17 protein-coding genes and 5 tRNA genes are annotated in these 16561 nt (G+C 39.1%); 6 read left to right on the forward strand and 16 right to left on the reverse strand.

The features are described 5' to 3' along the window. Positions 1-9 precede the first annotated feature (9 nt). The 7 genes from ACNKW3_RS07555 to ACNKW3_RS07585 form a co-directional block, all read right to left on the reverse strand. Positions 10-1002 carry a hypothetical protein gene (locus tag ACNKW3_RS07555; protein ID WP_427398682.1) on the reverse strand — a complete coding sequence of 331 codons (993 nt, stop codon included), beginning with the start codon at positions 1000-1002 and terminating at the stop codon, positions 10-12. A 13-nt stretch (positions 1003-1015) separates the two neighbouring features. After that, positions 1016-1498, reverse strand: a complete 483-nt coding sequence (locus ACNKW3_RS07560; RefSeq protein WP_427398683.1) for a DoxX family protein — start codon at positions 1496-1498, stop codon at positions 1016-1018. A 109-nt stretch (positions 1499-1607) separates the two neighbouring features. Further along, positions 1608-2492, reverse strand: coding sequence for a cupin domain-containing protein (locus ACNKW3_RS07565; RefSeq protein WP_427398684.1), 885 nt, complete (start codon positions 2490-2492; stop codon positions 1608-1610). A 35-nt stretch (positions 2493-2527) separates the two neighbouring features. Next, positions 2528-3373, reverse strand: coding sequence for a helix-turn-helix domain-containing protein (locus ACNKW3_RS07570; RefSeq protein ID WP_427398685.1), 846 nt, complete (start codon positions 3371-3373; stop codon positions 2528-2530). 191 nt (positions 3374-3564) lie between these two features. Continuing rightward, entirely contained in the window at positions 3565-4038 is a 474-nt protein-coding gene (locus ACNKW3_RS07575) for a DUF1348 family protein (RefSeq protein WP_427398891.1), read from the reverse strand. A gap of 544 nt (positions 4039-4582) precedes the next feature. Further along, positions 4583-5110, reverse strand: coding sequence for a hypothetical protein (locus ACNKW3_RS07580; RefSeq protein ID WP_427398686.1), 528 nt, complete (start codon positions 5108-5110; stop codon positions 4583-4585). Positions 5111-5136: 26 nt separating this feature from the next. Then, positions 5137-5655, reverse strand: coding sequence for a helix-turn-helix transcriptional regulator (locus tag ACNKW3_RS07585; protein WP_427398687.1), 519 nt, complete (start codon positions 5653-5655; stop codon positions 5137-5139). A 169-nt stretch (positions 5656-5824) separates the two neighbouring features. Between ACNKW3_RS07585 and ACNKW3_RS07590 the strand changes: the two genes are divergently transcribed. Genes ACNKW3_RS07590 through ACNKW3_RS07605 form a run of 4 tightly spaced genes read left to right on the forward strand, consistent with a single transcriptional unit; the run spans position 5825 to position 11408 of the window. Then, positions 5825-7012, forward strand: coding sequence for a hypothetical protein (locus tag ACNKW3_RS07590; protein WP_427398688.1), 1188 nt, complete (start codon positions 5825-5827; stop codon positions 7010-7012). Beyond that, complete coding sequence (locus ACNKW3_RS07595; RefSeq protein ID WP_427398689.1) at positions 7009-8025, forward strand: hypothetical protein; 1017 nt, start codon at positions 7009-7011, stop codon at positions 8023-8025. The genes ACNKW3_RS07590 and ACNKW3_RS07595 overlap by 4 nt, the downstream gene beginning before the upstream one ends. Further along, positions 8026-11091: an efflux RND transporter permease subunit gene (locus ACNKW3_RS07600; RefSeq protein ID WP_427398690.1), complete on the forward strand. Its 3066-nt coding sequence runs from the start codon at positions 8026-8028 to the stop codon at positions 11089-11091. Then, entirely contained in the window at positions 11088-11408 is a 321-nt protein-coding gene (locus ACNKW3_RS07605; protein WP_427398691.1) for a DUF3240 family protein, read from the forward strand. Before ACNKW3_RS07600 ends, ACNKW3_RS07605 begins: the two co-directional genes overlap by 4 nt. Before the next feature lie 7 nt (positions 11409-11415). Here the strand turns inward: ACNKW3_RS07605 and ACNKW3_RS07610 are convergent, their stop codons facing one another. Beyond that, complete coding sequence (locus tag ACNKW3_RS07610) at positions 11416-12588, reverse strand: benzoate/H(+) symporter BenE family transporter (protein WP_427398692.1); 1173 nt, start codon at positions 12586-12588, stop codon at positions 11416-11418. Between the two features lie 163 nt (positions 12589-12751). Here ACNKW3_RS07610 and ACNKW3_RS07615 point away from each other — a divergent pair, with 163 nt between their 5' ends. Continuing rightward, the gene (locus tag ACNKW3_RS07615; protein ID WP_427398693.1) at positions 12752-13312 is read left to right on the forward strand and encodes a helix-turn-helix domain-containing protein; all 561 of its coding nucleotides are present in this window, start codon (positions 12752-12754) and stop codon (positions 13310-13312) included. Positions 13313-13343: 31 nt separating this feature from the next. On the opposite strand, the gene ACNKW3_RS07620 is transcribed toward ACNKW3_RS07615, so the two are convergent. The 3 genes from ACNKW3_RS07620 to ACNKW3_RS07630 all read right to left on the reverse strand — a co-directional run bounded on the left by ACNKW3_RS07620 (position 13344) and on the right by ACNKW3_RS07630 (position 15245). After that, on the reverse strand, positions 13344-13814 hold the full coding sequence (locus ACNKW3_RS07620) for a DUF6491 family protein (RefSeq protein ID WP_427398694.1): 471 nt from the start codon (positions 13812-13814) through the stop codon (positions 13344-13346). 113 nt (positions 13815-13927) lie between these two features. After that, the gene (locus ACNKW3_RS07625; protein WP_427398695.1) at positions 13928-14557 is read right to left on the reverse strand and encodes a peroxiredoxin-like family protein; all 630 of its coding nucleotides are present in this window, start codon (positions 14555-14557) and stop codon (positions 13928-13930) included. Between the two features lie 115 nt (positions 14558-14672). Beyond that, positions 14673-15245, reverse strand: coding sequence for a glutathione S-transferase family protein (locus ACNKW3_RS07630; protein ID WP_427398696.1), 573 nt, complete (start codon positions 15243-15245; stop codon positions 14673-14675). Positions 15246-15594: 349 nt separating this feature from the next. Here ACNKW3_RS07630 and ACNKW3_RS07635 point away from each other — a divergent pair, with 349 nt between their 5' ends. Continuing rightward, positions 15595-15951: a DUF3135 domain-containing protein gene (locus ACNKW3_RS07635; protein ID WP_427398697.1), complete on the forward strand. Its 357-nt coding sequence runs from the start codon at positions 15595-15597 to the stop codon at positions 15949-15951. 105 nt (positions 15952-16056) lie between these two features. Here ACNKW3_RS07635 and ACNKW3_RS07640 read toward each other — a convergent pair. The 5 genes from ACNKW3_RS07640 to ACNKW3_RS07660 form a co-directional block, all read right to left on the reverse strand. Next, positions 16057-16133, reverse strand: a tRNA-Pro gene (locus ACNKW3_RS07640). A 17-nt stretch (positions 16134-16150) separates the two neighbouring features. Next, positions 16151-16235 (reverse strand) — tRNA-Leu (locus ACNKW3_RS07645). A gap of 17 nt (positions 16236-16252) precedes the next feature. Next, positions 16253-16328 (reverse strand) — tRNA-His (locus tag ACNKW3_RS07650). A gap of 30 nt (positions 16329-16358) precedes the next feature. Beyond that, a tRNA-Arg gene (locus ACNKW3_RS07655) sits at positions 16359-16435 on the reverse strand. A 25-nt stretch (positions 16436-16460) separates the two neighbouring features. Beyond that, positions 16461-16537 (reverse strand) — tRNA-Pro (locus ACNKW3_RS07660). Between the last annotated feature and the right edge of the window lie 24 nt (positions 16538-16561).

Genomic DNA, 16561 nt, shown 5'->3' on the forward strand with positions numbered 1-16561 from the left:
CATACTGAATTATTCTGGCTCGTAACCTTCTAACGGGCCAAACAGAGTGAGACGAGACTTAATAGTATTCGCTAATTCTTCTGTGAGAATTTTAGGTGCGCGCTTTTGGTCGATACAATCATTGTATTCTTTTAAAGTGGTGTAAAAACCTTCGGATATAGCTTCCGAGAGTTTTTGTCGTGTATGCACTGATAGTTGGGCTATTTTACTAATAGAAAGATTACGGCTAAAACGCGCAACCTTTCGATAACAAAACCTCTCATTTACATAGCTATCGCTTCTTGCAATGAAATGTTCCATAAGAAGATACAAGAGAAAATTCAGATCAGGCTCAGGCAATAATAAAGAAAATTCACTTTTTTTATTTTCAGGCAATTCTGAGTGTTCTGAAAGCAGTAGGCGAAAATCGAGTAATATTTCGTTGTTATAGCGTTGTTCGATATTCATAACCGCTATTTTAGCATGATCAAAACTTACCCCCTGCAACAAGTTTACTAACGCCCGTCTAAATTGAGTAAAAGTTTGAGCTGGTTGTTGATAAGACATAAACTCAGCTTGCGCCACAATGAGTGGTAAATCTTGATGGGTGCTAAAAGGCGCGCTTTTTTTATTGTTTACCTGTATTTTAAACCTTTCTCTTATTTCGTGTTCGCGTGCCTTTTTAATAGCAAGAAAAATAGTTTGAATAAGCTCAGAGGTTGGGAACTCGGGTTCTATTCGCCACCGTCGCCCATACACAATTTTTTTCTTAGTTTGGGAATGAATTGGTTTAAAGGTGTCATAGCCAACGATACCGATTTGAACGAAAAGTCCAAATCCATCCTCTCCTGCCATAATGATGTAATCGTCATCGAAATCACAATCTAATATGATTTGCTGAACTGACGCTAAAGTATGTCGGTAGGATAAATAATGTTGCGGAATACATTGAGCCCCACTTTCAAGATGCACCTTAGGAGCATTTGTCAGGGGGCTCTCACCGATAATAGGGTCCCAATCCATAAATCATTCGCACCTAAGCAGTTGCTAACCTAGGTTGTGCATCCTGGCTATGCACTCTACCAAATGTAAAATAATCAAGAGAAAGTTTACCTGCACCCCATACCGTAATATGTAGCAAGATTAATCCCCAAATAATGTGACCATACAAGGCTGCAGCTGCAATATCTTCTAAACTTATGACAGCCACAATATTGACTATACCTAAACCAAGAGCACTAATCCGGCTTACAAATCCTAAGGCTAATAATACAGGTAAGAAAAGTTCAGCGATGGTAGCCAAATATGCAGACAATACAAAGGGTAACACTGGTACATGATATTCGTATTCAAACAAAAATAATGTGGTTTCCCAGTCATCAATTTTGGTTAAGCCAGAAGCAAAAAACACCCAAGCTACATAAAAGCGCCCTATTATGGCTAATACGCTTTGCAATGGTAAAAAAAGTGTAGCAGAAAGCTCGCGCAATCTAACTATGATTAAACTTAATGGTTTCACAATACAATTCCTTATTAAATGTCAGCTCTAAACTCAGTATTCTGGCAATTCGCCATTAGCTATAAGGTACTTTGAATTAATCAGCGAAAATAACCCGATTGTCTTGGATTTATAGCTGATCGTATAGATTATTCCCATTAGGTTCTGGATCTAATTGTAAGGGTTGACTTTTATCTCTCTTTGGTTTTTTTAACCACTGTTTTGGCGATATTCCCAGCTTTTTCCTGAATAATCGCGCTAACGCAGAACCATGTTCATACCCCACCATATTCGCTACCAGATTGACGGGTTTATGTGCTTCTAACATTTCTTGTGCAATAGCAATACGAATGTCAGTCAAGTAATCATTTGGAGTAACGCCTACAACAGATTTAAAGGTAGCGGCAAACCTTGAACGGGACATAGCCGCTATTTCAGCTAGGGAATCTACTGTCCAATTTTCTTCTGGGCGATTGTGCATAGCACTGATAACCTTCGCCATCATAGGATGTGTAAGTGCTGCTAAAATGCCGCCTTTCACTAATTCATTTTCTAAAACATAGCGTAATATCTGGAATAAAAATATCTCACTCAGCTTATCTACCATCACAGCTCTTGTCACTGACCGACTAAAAGCTTCGTCAAATAACCATTGCGCGGTTTGCGCAATGTAGGGTTCTAGATCTAAAGGTAAGATGAGTAAAGGTGGTAAAGCCTCTAATAACAACTTCTGGTTCGCAGATTCCATGCTTACAGTGGCGCACACCATTTCAGCTCCCTCTGATTGCTCTGCTAAAATTCTGTGTTCAATTGCACCTGGAATGAATATAACCGAAGGGACATTAATGACCTGTTTGTTTCCATCTTGCATCAAAATAGTAAGGCAACCCGATTTAAGTAAATGCAGGTGACCTTTTTGGTCAGATGAAAAAGACTGAATACCGCAAAGTTTACCGCTGAAGAAAACATCTGCCTTGAGGGATATCCGTCGAATTATATCTGTTATATTTTCCATTAAATGCTCTTTTTTCATTGATTAAAATTAAAAGGCTATCTATCACAAGTTGCCATTTCATTTTGGGCACTTCGATTCTGTTGTAACCATTGTCGAGGAGAAACACCCAATTTCTTTTTGAAAATCCTTACCAAAGCGGAACCATGTTCATAGCCAACCTCACCTGCAACAAATCCAATGGGTTTGTTTTTGGATAATAGTTTTTGCGCTAAGGCAAGTCTGAGATCTGTGATGTATCCATTTGGTGTCTGTCCCACCAGCATTTTAAAATGCTCAGCAAATTTAGACCGTGACATTGCCGCAATACTTGCAAGATTATTTAATGTCCATTGATGACCTGGTGTTTTGTGTATAGCTTCAATCACTCTGCGCATTTGAGGATGGTTTATTGCCGCTAGCGCACCCTGATGCAAACTACCGTTTTCAGTAGCATGACGAAGGATCAGCAACATAAAAATTTCGCCAAGCTTATCTATGATCAGTTCTTTACCAAACCTTTGCTCAAATACTTCTTCAAATAACCATTGGACCGTACAGGATAGAGAACAAGCTGGGCTGATTTGCAAATAAACGATTTCTGGCAACGCATTCATCAAAATCGACGATTCATGAATGTTAAAAGACAGACTGGCACTAATGATACTGGCAGCTTCTTGTCCTACAGATTCAAGATGATGCTGGCAACCTATGGGCAATAAGACAATGGAAGGTCGATCCAGCAAAATTTCCGACTTTCCTTTTCTATGAATGCGAACTTTGCCTGACCTTAACAGGTGTAATTGACCTTTTTGGGTGAAATGTTTAACACCTTTAAAGTGCCCATTATGATTAACAACTGTTGAAAAACTATGTTGATTGAGGATGCCACCTAAATTATCCATGTGTTTTCTCGCTTTACTAGTTAATATTCAATGATGAATACAACGCCAATTTCACCCGGCTCTACCAACTCTATAAATATACACACTTCGTATATTTAAATTTCTCGATTAAAATTAAAAAACCATCTTCAATAAAACCCAAAAATACAAGCAGATTTTAAATGCACTAATTGTGTATTTATTTTAATTTATTACAAACCCAAATCGGACAAACCTGGATGGTTGTCGGGTCTTCTTCCTAACGGCCAATGGAATAGTCTTTCGCTTTCACTAATTGGCAAATCATTGAGTGACGCATAGCGATTTACCATTAATCCTCTTCCATTAAATTCCCAGTTTTCGTTACCATAGGAACGAAACCAATTGCCTGAATCATCACACCACTCGTAGGCATAACGAACAGCAATGCGATTATCACTAAATGCCCAAAGCTCTTTTATTAATCTGTATTCAAGTTCCTTTGCCCACTTTCTCTGTAAAAAGTTTCTAGCTTGATCTCGACCTTGTAAAAATTCAGACCGATTTCTCCATTGAGTATCCACGCTATAGGCTAGAGCAACTGTTTCGGGGTCTCTGCTATTCCAACCATCTTCAGCTAAGCGAACTTTTTCAATTGCTTTTTCTAATGTAAACGGGGGCACAGGTTGTCTAATTTCGTTAATCATGTTCACTTAAATATCCTCTTTAATCTGGTTAAATATGTTTAAATCGGATAGACAAGAGGAAATTTATTACTTTTCCTTTTTCTACCTTCACAAGTATTTCTTCTAAATAAAACTCTGCATGTATATATGTGAAAAAGCCTAATCATCCGGCTCTTTTTTCGTTTGCTTTGAGTAAAACAAGAATTCACAAAATGCTCTCCTAGAGGTTTACTTAATGATTTGAATAGCATAATTTCACTTCGCTAATCACGCCTTACACTATTAAATATACCAATCTGTCTACTTTTTGCAAACAAAAAATAGCTTGAATATTGTTAGCTTGAGCTAAGCTTATGAAATTAAAAGATATATATACAGATCTGTATACTTTATAAGTGTTTATAAATTTATAGGACAAGAGTGGCGGTGAAGACCGAGTGACATCTTCAGCTTAAATAAATGAAATGCAGAAAATAATGGGTATCGAAACAAGCGCTCAAAAATGAGTATCAAGAAACGTAGATGTAAACATTTCAAAACACGCGACTAAAGCGTAAGGTGGTAATTACCAAGGGCTGTAGGTGTTATTAACTTTGTAGCTAATATTTGGGTACACTCTGTTTAGTGCCTGATGTATATCTTTTATTGGATTTAAACCTGCTTTAAATTCTCCATTGAAAAAATTAAGGCAAATTTCGTAAAAATTTCCATCTTTAGTTACTACTCCAACTTTGGGAATCCCCTTACCCGCATGAGAGTGAGAAATTCGACGCTCAATTCTATCGATGTCTTGAATATTGATTGAAAACGACCATTTCTTGGAACCCGGATATGAAATACAAAAAGTTGTATTTGTGATAGACATTTCATATGTACCGTCTCGCTGATAAAAGCGCCAAGCCACAAAAAATAGTAGAGAGCTAGCTATTGTCATTACAAAATAACAAATCTGTTTAAAATCTGAAGAGAGCTGACCATTAAATTGGGTATCGTATATAAATACTCCAAGTATATAAATCCAACAGGCAATCCCCATGTTAATAAAGAGTTTAGCCTGTTGTTTTCGATTTTTTTTAAAGTGATATAGATACATAGTGCCAAAACAATCATTAACGCGATTTATGACAGTGTAGATGGCTGTTCGGATTCGCCAAGTAAATCTTCGAAGAACCATGCAGATAATGCATGCCGCCCCTCAATTCCCGCTTTAGCATAGATAGCAGAGGCTTGTTGTCGGACTGTCTTTTCTTTTGTATCGCGCAAAACTGCAATTTCTTTTAGACTCAGCCCTTTTAACATAAAAATAGCTATTTCTTTTTCACTTTCACTCAGCATCCATTGCTCAAACTGTTCTGCAATCGCTAATGAAAATTGATGGCGAGCATTTCTAAACTGATCAGACATTTTGGCCAATTGATGCTTTGTCACTTTCAAATTAGTCGTTATTTCCAAATATTTCCGTGTTCGTTTGTGCATATCAAATATCAAATATATCGCAAGCACACCCGCCAGTACGGTTAACAGAAACTCTTGAATAATATGCTCTATGGGAATGCCTAACATGGTATCAAATATGACATCTTGCAGATTAAGCGCCATGATGACCAATAGACTTAGGGTAAGAATTTTGTCTTTCAAATTTTTATACCTTTTATGATACAGATCAATGTGTTAGCGAGCTTTAGGACATATGTCCGATGACAGTAATCGGTTAAATAACCAATAATAAGGTTAACTATTACCGATCATTTGAACAATGAAAATGCCATTATTATTTTCTAGTCTTTTTAAGCCAAACCACAATTCTATGGTAATAACTATCAAACGCTTAAGCCTAGTCTTCGGCTTAGCGTTTTTGACCCAAGCTCAGGCAATTGAATTAGCAGACTTGCGCACTAAAGTACAAGAACGCAATACTCAGTTAGTCACATCCGAGCCTGCACTTGGACAAAAATACCAAACCTCTATTTTTAAATGGTTATCTGGACCACCTAGCGTTCAATTTCAAGCAATGAAGAGTAACATGGCACTGGGATCTGATGAATACGAAGTTGGCATTAGTTTACCATTTAATTCGCCTTCTGCTCTGCAATTGCAAGAAAAACAGAGACAGCTTGACTCCCAAATTCAACACATCCAAGACCAACAACTACGACTGTTTTATTCAGGCTTACTAAGACAAGTATTATGGCAGCGACTTTTGGCACAACAAGAGGAAAAAATAGCCTTGGATAAACGCCAGTGGATGAGTGATATATTAGCCGATTTACAAACACAAACTCGCGCTGGCGAGTTATCTGAATACGCATTGTTATTGTGGCAACAAAGACATATTCAAAGTCAAATTAGTTACGCTAAGGCCAAATCTGAACTTGATGCTGCCATAAATTATTATCAATCAGTCACTGGCACGACTGAACTACCAGAGCATTACGTTGAAACTTCGGTTATTGAAAGCAATCAGCGCTGGCATTCACACCCACAACTTCAAATGCTTAGCCTTACTCGTCAACAAGCTAATCTGGCTTACGCTTTATCAGATGCCAAACAAACGCCTTGGACTCTGCAAATTCTTGCTAGGCAACTCCGGGGGCCATTTCAAACAGAGAATTTGCTCGGTGTTGCCATAGATATTCCTTTGACTTGGGGATCTCAAAACACGTTGTCAAATCATATTGAATGGCGTCAAACCATACAAGAAATCGAGCAAATGACTGCTCAAGCCTACACTCAGATACGCCAACAATATTTAGATAGCCAATCTCAATTGGTATTTTTACAACACAAAAATGAGTTACTTGAACAGCAAGCAGGCATCGCTGAAAAAATCACTCAGCACTTGCAACTGTTGACCAGAAATAATGAAGTGGAGCAAGGCAGTTTATTGTTGGAATTAATCAACCAGCGAGAAATAAGTTACCAATTTTCAAAAAACCAATTACTGCAAGCCCAACAAATTTCAATCTTAAATCAAATATCAGGACAAGCATTATGAGAGCGCTATTTCTTACATTAACTTTGTCAGCCAGTCTAGGTTTGTCTGCCTTAGAACCTGTAGATATAGCAGCCATGGGGAAATATCAGTTATCTTTTGTTGCCGCAACTGAGGTACAAGAAATGACGATGCCTCCCCAATTGGCAGAAGTTTCTTATTTGCCTAAAAGTGCTATGAAAATAGTGGCTCCATTTTCGCCTCAACAAATACTATTTTTAGTCTCTGACGGCAGTAAGGTAAAAAAAGGCCAGCGTATTGCTCAGCTATCAGGCAGCGAAGTTCATCATTTTATGGAAAGGTACGAAGCGCAACAAGCATTGATGCAGCAGGCTGAAAATCGCTATTTTGAAAGTAAAAAACTATTTGAAAGGCAAGCGATTAATCAAGAAAAATGGCAACAAATTCTTACTCATTATTATGACATAAAAATAAGCTTCGGCCATTTGCAACACTTTGCAGAAATGTTTCAGTCAGGTGAGCATGATGATGAAGGGTTTCTAGTTGCCCAACAAACAGGCATTTTCATTTACCCTACGGCAGAAACTCAAACCGAAGAAATGGAGCTTGGCAGTATTATTGAGATAAAAGAGTTACGACTCTTGACCAAGTTACCTGCAAATTATCGTCAATCCATCGTTCAATTAAAAACATCCCAATGCGCAATTAAGGTAGAGTCTGTTGAACCCAAATCCTTAGGATTCAATGTCAATGTGTGGTCAGAATCCTTGACCGATAACTGTGCGTTAACTTTGGGGGATTTAATAGAAGTAACGCCGGTTTTAAGCATATCAGCACTTGAAGTTCCCTCTGACAGCATTTTTTCTATACAAGGCATAACCTGGATAGCCAAAAAACAGGGGCAACAATTAATGCCTGTTAGGGTAGATGTAATAGGCAAATCCGGCACTTCAAAGCTACTTATTAAACAAAATGCCACATTAAATAACGCAGAAATTCTTAGTCAATCGGTTAGTGCGTTGCAAGGAATTTTGCTAGGTCTGGGAGCTGAGTAAGTGATCAATAACATTATTCAGTTTTCCTTAACACAACGCCTTTTTGTCATTGTTGCATTTCTTATTTTATTAAGTGCAGGTGTCATGGCTTGGCTAAAGTTACCTGTAGACGCATTTCCTGATATTTCGCCAACGCAAGTGAATGTCATTATTAAAGCATCAGGCATGACGGCATCAGAAATCGAAGCCCAAATAACTCAACCAATAGAAACCGAACTTTTAGGCATTCCCAATCAAAGTATATTGCGCTCCACAACTAAATACGCCATTACTTCTATTACTTTAGATTTTGAAGAAGGCACAGATATCTATTGGGCACGCCAGCAAGTTACTGAGAGACTAAATAATATTTGGGCAAATCTGCCTGCAGTCGCGCAAGGGGGGTTAGCGCCCATGAGTACTCCCCTTAGTGAAATGTTTATGTTCACTATTGAAAATCCAAATTTGTCGCTTAGTGAACGTAAGCATTTACTGGATTGGCAAATTCGTCCAGCATTACGCACCGTCAATGGTGTTGCTGACGTAAATGTACTCGGCGGATACACCCGTACAGTCCAATTTGCACCCGATAATAGTCGCTTATTAGCATACAACATTAGTTTGACTGACATCGAACAAAAACTCTCAGATACCCATATGAACGGCAGTGTTGGTCGTATGCAAATAGGGAACGATTCAGTAATAATACGCACCCAAGGTCGAGCAATGGATTTGGATGCTTTGGCCAATTTTGTCATTGCTTACCAAAATGGTATTGCGATCAAATTAAAAGATCTCGGGCGTATTGAATACGGAAGTCTGGCGCGCTACGGAGGTGTGACGCGTAATGGTCAAGAAGCTACAGAAGCATTAGTAGTTGCATTGAAAGATAGCAACACAGCTGAAGTAGTAGAAGGTGTAACTCAAAAACTGGCCTCTCTAGAATCTAGTTTACCACTTGGCACCAAGCTAAATGTTTTTTATAACCGTAAAACCCTGATTGATACTGCAGTAGCCACTATTACCAGTGCCTTAGGCCAGGCTGTAATTATCGTTATCATTTTATTAGCGCTATTTTTAGGCCAAATAGGTGCATCAATAGTTGTAGCTTGTGTGATTCCAGTTGCGGTTTTATTGACTTTTTTACTTATGCAACAAGCGCTAATTACCGCTAATTTGATGAGCTTAGGAGGATTAGTTATTGCTATCGGCATGTTGGTTGATGCTTCTGTAGTCATTGTTGAAAATTCAGTAAGTCAATTATCCAAAGGCGTAAACTTACCCAAATTACACATTATTTACCGCGCCACAAAATCTATAGCAGCTCCCGTCATTGCAGGAACCATTATAGTCTTAGTGGTTTTTGCGCCCCTGTTAACCTTGTCTGGTCTTGAAGGAAAATTATTTACACCGGTAGCCTTAACCATAGTCTTTGCTATGTCAGCGGCATTAGTCACGGCTTTCACTCTTATACCAGTATTAACATCTTATTTAGTAGGACAAAATAACGTAAAACAGCCTAGATACCTAGCCGCTCTCCAATCTGGATACAAGGCGTCCTTAGCCAAACTGTTGCACTTTCCAAAATTACTGATTGGGTTAACCCTGATTGTTCTTTTATTTACCCTGTTTTTGTATACCCAGCTAGGCAAAACCTTTATGCCTACCTTAGATGAAGGTGACATTATCGTTCAGCTTGAAAAATCGCCGACTATTTCATTAGCTGCGTCATTAGAATTGGACAAACAAATAGAAAAAGTACTCCTTGAGCAGGTACCAGAGATTGAACAAATCGTTGCTCGTACTGGTTCGGATGAACTAGGTTTGGATCCAATGAGTTTGAACGAAACCGATGTTTTTATGCAATTAAAACCTATGGCGCAATGGCGTTTCGAGAATAAAAACCAACTTGAAAACGCCATTCGAGAGGTACTGACACAATTTCCAGGAATAAACTTTGGTTTTACTCAGCCAATTCAAATGCGCGTTTCTGAAATGCTTACTGGCAGTACAGGAACTGTTACTGTAAAAGTGTTTGGCGACAACATAGATACACTATCTGACGTAGCGCAGGACATTGCTGATAAAATACATAAACTTCCTGGCGCCGTAGATATTCAAATGACCTTGATAGAAGGCGGTGATTTTTTAAGTATTATTCCGCGTGCCAATGCGGCTGCTAGCATGCAAATGTCTGTTTCTACACTATCTGAATATCTTCGTATGCAAGTTACAGGTAAACAAGTTGGGCAATTGATTCAAGGTAAAATACGCACGCCTATTACTTTTTCGGGACAACGAGCGGGTGTTGCACCCATCACTTCAATTGCAGATTTACAAGGATTGTTAATTAATTTGCCAAATGGAGAACAAGTACCTTTGTCTAAAATAGCAGATATTCAATGGACACAAGGACCATCTATCATCGAAAGAGAAAATGCCCAACGCTTTGCGGTAGTATCGATGAATGTTGAAGAAAGAGACTTATTGACCTTTGTAACAGACATTCAAAACGCAGTAGAAACACAAGTCAACCTACCTGCTAACTACGCAGTCTCCTATGGCGGGGAATTTGAAAATCAAATCCGCGCGACCAATAATTTATTAGTGGTAATACCCATAGTAATTGGGATTATAGTGATCATTTTATTTAGTCTTTTTAAATCCCTGAAAACCGCAGGCCTAATTATGGCCAATGTTCCCTTTGCACTAATGGGGGGGATTTTAGCGTTGTGGGTCACTGGTGAGTACGTTTCCATTCCAGCTTCCATTGGCTTTATTGCCCTTCTTGGCGTAGCTGTTTTAAATGGTGTGGTCATGATTTCACACTTTAACCACCTCGAAGGAAGTAAACTTAATCTAAAACAACTTATCATCGAAGGCGCCGGAGATAGACTTCGACCAATTTTAATGACTGCAACCACAGCTATTTTCGGCTTGTTTCCGTTGGCTTTTGCCAGTGGTCCAGGCGCTGAAATTCAAAAACCATTAGCCATTGTGGTTATAGGCGGGTTAGTCAGTTCAACCCTCATTACTCTTTACCTACTCCCTTTGTTTTATTACCTTTTTGGCAGTAAAAAAATATGAACCAAAACCATAGCTCTATTCTTACCCTGTTCTTTTCTAAAAATTTATACGACGACCTTGTAGATTGTCTAATGAGTAATGAAGACATCGCTGGATTTACTATTAATCAAGTACAAGGGTTTAGCCGTCAGCATGCGCAATATGACGTTGCCGAACAAGTAGCAGGCTATCGCAACTTATACAGCGTGGATATTTTGATATCTAACGAACAACTTGAGAAGACGCTAAACGCATTTAGCGAAATCGGAAGTGATCATCCTTTGAGGTATTGGGTGACGCCCGTAACGGAATCAGGTGTTATAGAAGCTAAACCTTAACAAAGTTCTACCCCGTCTGAGTATTTGCTTTAAACTTTTGTAGCCCTACAACCAAGAGACCAAGGAATAAACCCCAAACAGGCGCTCCTAAATGCAACAATATCATTCCCGAGGCAGTGCAAAGTAAGGTAATGGTGGCAGCATGTCGATAAGTGTGCTCATCAATGGCTTTAAGTAATGATGCTTGTAAAGTGGCGACTAAAGCCAAACCAGCCAGCAAATGCACCACGACTTGTGGCATATAGGTGAACACCACCACTACAATCGATGCCATCAAACCAAAAATGACATAACCCACGCCAGCAAAAATTGCGGCTCTATACCTTTGCTGGCGGTCACTCCCAGCTTCTTCGCCCATACAAATTGCGGCTGTAATTGCTGCTAAGTTATACGCGAAGCCGCCAAAAGGTGCGGTTAATATTTGCAGACCACCTATGCTAGTCAATACAACTTTTAAATTTGGATGAAAATCATAACTTTTAAGAATCGCGATACCTGGTAAGTTTTGGGACAACATTGTGATTAGAAATAATGGAATCGCTAATCCAATAGTAGCGGAAATTGAAAAGTCGGGCGTAACCCACACCAATGTTGGCATTAGATTACCCCACTCGACTTCAGTAAAACTGCCACTAACTAAACTGACAATCACACCTAGGCCCAGTAAAATCAGCATTAAAAACCGTGGAAACCACAGACCGCCAATTAAATAAATAGCGACAAAGCCAAATACAAGCCATGGGTAACTACTTGCGTCTGCGAAGACTTTGACACATATGGGTAACAAAATACCAGCGAGCATCGCGGACGAAATTGAACTTGGAATACTCTCAATTTTTTTTGTCAAAAAGCGATTTTGAGCGGCTATCAGGGAAAACACTCCCGCAAGCACAAAGCTGCCAATCACTTCTTGTAAACTGTACCCTTGCACGCTTCCAATTAAAAAAGCCGCGCCGGGCGTAGACCAAGCGGTTACCACAGGAACCTTATACAACCAAGAAAAGATAATACAGGTTGTGCCCATCCCCAAACCCAATGTGAGTAACCAGCTCGTCACCATATCAGGTGAAGCACCAGCGGCTTTAGCAGCTTCAATCACAATAACCACAGCGCTACTGTATCCAACGACTACCGCGGTAAGGCCTGCGGCTAAATGACTGATTTCCCACTTTTGCGACATTGGCGGTCCTAAAAATAATGTAAAATTTATGCAGCAGATTGAACTAGGATAAAAACACTTTACCATCGTGCGTTATAACGCACAATATATTTAAAAATAAGATTAAATAAGCTACGTAGCACCTATTTGTGTTAGATTTGGTAAAAACCTTGAATTAAGTTAAATGGACTCGACACAGCAGCTAAATGAGCAAATTGCACATCAACTGAAATTACAACGTAAACAAAAAGGCTGGTCTTTGGATCGTACAGCCAAGGAAACTGGCGTATCAAAAGCAATGCTAGGTCAAATTGAACGCCAGGAATCTAGTCCTACGATAGCTACATTATGGAAAATTGCGACTGGATTAAATTGCTCTTTCTCTTCGTTTATAGCCACTCATCAGGCTTCGTCTGCGATGACAGACAATACGCCAACGGCGGCTGATTTTACTGAAGATCCTAACATGGCGGTCCTGACTTTATTCCCATTTAATCCAATAACAAAGAGCGAAATCTTTGAAATCACACTGACCCATTTTCATGAGCAAGAATCCAGTGCCCATCAACTAGGCGTGTTGGAACACATCCATGTAATCGAAGGAAAATTGAATATTTTGCAAGGCGATATTTGGCATGAAGTTAACGCAAACGAACAATTTTTGTTAAAAGCAGACCAACCTCATAGCTATAAAGATGAAGCCGGTCTAACCAAGTTTATAGATGTAATATTTTATCCAAGTTAAAGCTCAAACCTGAGATAACAACTGCGAATACCTATTGCGGCTGCGTTTGCTCATCTTGCTCTTCAAGTAGTTCTTTTTCTTCTATTTCTGTTTTAATAACAGATTGCAAATCCTTATATTGTTCCTTAGTAAATGGATAAATCTGACTAATAGTACATTTGTAAGGAATAGAGTCAGGTGTAAAGACGTAATCCGTCCCCTCACTTAAACTAGAACCAAATTGGCGTTTGATTACCAACCCAGGGGCTGAGTTTAATGAGTCGCAGCTAGTAAAGAGCTTCACAACTAGATAGCGTGATAGTGAACTTCTAATCATCAGATATTGGTCAGATAATAACGAGTAACTTATTAATTTAAAGCTCGGTACTGTATGTTTGCGCTCAATTGCATTTTCCTTAATGTAATTTTCAATCAATGACTCCATTTCACTATCGCTTAAACGAGAACTTGCACAGCCGGTTAGCAGTGTGCCAACAACTAATACCAATAATAACGATTTCATATAGGTTCCTTATCCGAATGTCCATACCATGTGTATACTAATATGTTTTGAGATAGTTGCCACAAATTCGTTTAATTGGTTAATTAACCAACTGTGTAATTTATTTTTAGTACTTATTTAACTAACTTAGCCGCTGAAAGCACAAGTTCTGCTGAAGGTCGCACTTTAAAATCTGGGTTTACATAACTAAAACGTACCTGCCCTTTAGTATCCAGAATAAATACAGCCGGCGCTGGTAACACTGCGCGATTATTTTTGTCCGCAGTTAATTCTATTTGCATGCGATCTTTATATAATTTTGCTGTTTCGCCAGGAACATAAAATCCTATTCCAAATTCACGGATAGCATTAAGATCAGCATCAGATATCAATTGTGCTGCAAACTCAGTTTTTAATTTTTGCGCTTGTAATTTTTCAGGCGTTTCTGGGGAAATAGCAATAATTTGATAGCCCTCGTCCACTAACTCTTGCTCAATATCTTTGAGTTCAGCCAATTGTCTGGAGCAATACGGACACCAACCGCCGCGATAGAACACCACCACACTTGGCTTTTGTAACAAGAGCCCATGCAATGAAACAGGATCGCCTTCAGCAGTTTTTACCACCACATTTGGCACTGTCATACCGTTGAGCAACGGCGTAACATCTTGAGCATTTTCACGAATTTGGGTGCGATCTAGCGCTAAAAGTTGAATTGAGTAAAGACACAAAGATAATAGTATTATTTTTTTAAGAACCAGCATTTCAGTATTTTCCTATTTTATTGTTTACCTTAAAAAGAACAGAGAAATGCTGACTTTCTTTCAATTTTACGATTATTAGGGCAATAAATTACTGTGAACAGTAAAAAAGTCCTTTTTACATTCTTGGGTCGGTCGCTTCGACATTGATTGTGTTTTTATGTTTATGCCAAAAATCTACCAATGCTGGATAAGCCTCTAAATCTGCTAATTCCCTAAAATCGACCCAATCGACTAAACAATATAAGCTTATGGACAAATAATCCCAATCCTCAAAACTTCCATTTTCAACTTCTTCATTTAGTAGCCAAAGTAGGTTTTCCAGTCTTTCGCTTTGCAATCTAAACACCAGTACCTCTGGGTCAAATTCAATATTTGAACGACTGAGTATAAGCAACTGCACAAAAGAATCATTAGCAGCATCAATGAGGGTGAGTAAGTTTTCTTGCTCCCAAGTTAAGGAGGGCTGTTGAAACTTTTTACACAGGTAACGAAAGATGACTCTGGAATCATAAATCATCAATTCCCCATCTTCGAGCATAGGGACCTTTAAGGTCGGGTTTTTCGCTCTTAAGATGTCTCGTCCTGGCCCTGAAAAAATGTCTAAGTTCACAAATTCATGTTCAATTTCAGTTAGTAATAACCGAATTCGGCGAACATATGGGGAAGTGGTGGAACCATATAAAATCATTTAACGACACTCTACTTAATGTAAATATTGATTGTAGTCTACGCGAAGATTCAATGGGATAACAAGAATTCCAATCCCAGCAGAACCAAAACACTAGACTTAAGTTTAAGTATTGAATTAAAAATATAGTCCGATTTTTTTACAGTTTTTCTAATTAAGCAATTTTAAATGGCATAACCTTATGAAAATATTAAAATTATATTTTAGGCATATATTGTGCTTTGAATAAAAACAATAAAAATAAGCTCTTGTATCCAAAAGTGTTCTGTCACGACCGTTTTTCGTTATTTAACAAAGGGAAATGACAGGAAATCGATACCTTGGAGTGTTGTTCCACAAGGAGATGTATATGTCAGAAAATTTAGATTTTGACTACATTTGTAACTTACTAAAGACCGATCCAGAAGCGTTTGAAGCCTATAGAGAACGTGAAATTGAGAAGGTTATTCAAAGCGCCCCGGAAGCAACTCAACAACGCTTACGTGGTTTACAATTCCAAATAGACGCCAAACGAGAAGTCTACAAAGATAGACCTTATATGTGTTGTATGGAAATCAGCAAAATGATGCATGAGTCATTTCACAACCTAAATTACAAACTCAGCGAATTCTGCGGTAGAAAAGCCTATTTCGATTATCAACCCCAGGTGGTTGAAAACGATCGAGAGGTGAATAATGTCGCTAATGTGGTAGAATTTCGACGCTAATATAGGTTAGCCAAATACAAGATATCACTATACCTTTATACACGGGACTCGAATCGGGAACCGTGTCTAATTGCATCTCTCTTTGATTTTCACAAAACGATCTAATGGTCGGTGAGATAGGATTTGAACCTACGACCCCTTGGACCCAAACCAAGTGCGCTACCAAGCTGCGCCACTCACCGATACAAGAAAAAATAGATGGTGCGGAAGGAGAGACTTGAACTCTCACGCCGTGAAGCACTGGAACCTAAATCCAGCGTGTCTACCAATTCCACCACTTCCGCAAATTTGGTCAAGAAGATGGGGTGGACGATGGGATTTGAACCCACGACAACCGGAATCACAATCCGGGGCTCTACCAACTGAGCTACGCCCACCACTGCTTCTTGCTTACATGTACTTTTTGCTGGCGCGTCCGGCAGGATTCGAACCTGCGACCCACGGCTTAGAAGGCCGTTGCTCTATCCAGCTGAGCTACGGACGCTCATCGAATCAACTCTAGCAAAAAGTGGTCGGTGAGATAGGATTTGAACCTACGACCCCTTGGACCCAAACCAAGTGCGCTACCAAGCTGCGCCACTCACCGAAAAACTATCATTTGTAGCATCGC

The sequence above is a fragment of the Glaciecola sp. 1036 genome (assembly GCF_050306235.1).
In the GTDB taxonomy this organism is placed as follows: Bacteria; Pseudomonadota; Gammaproteobacteria; order Enterobacterales; family Alteromonadaceae; genus Glaciecola.